Annotated in this window: 1 protein-coding gene; it reads left to right on the forward strand. The window is 45.4% G+C overall.

The features are described 5' to 3' along the window. The coding region (locus KH400_RS30400; protein ID WP_217228686.1) for a hypothetical protein at positions 1 to 335 on the forward strand (335 nt) is incomplete at both ends.

Genomic DNA, 335 nt, shown 5'->3' on the forward strand with positions numbered 1-335 from the left:
AAAAGGGAAAGGGGAGAAAGGGAGAAAAAGGGGGAAAAAAGGGAAAGAAAAGAAGGGGGAGAGGGAGGGGAGAAGAAGAGGAAAGAAAGGAGAAAAAGGAGGAGGAGGGAAAAAAAAAGGGAGAGAGGAGAAGAAAGGGAAGAAGGGAGAGAGAGAGAGGAAAGAAAAGGGGGAGAAAAAGGGGGAAAGGAAAGGAGGAGAGAGGAAGGGGGGGGAGGAAGAAGGAAAAAAGAAAAAAGAAGAAGGAAAGAAAGAAAAAAAGAAAAAGGAAAAGGGAGGAGGAAAGGAAGAAGAGGAAAAGAAGGGGGAGAAGAAAGAGAGGAGAGGAGAGAAGA

It is taken from the genome of Desertibacillus haloalkaliphilus, assembly GCF_019039105.1.
GTDB lineage: Bacteria > Bacillota > Bacilli > Bacillales > KJ1-10-99 > Desertibacillus > Desertibacillus haloalkaliphilus.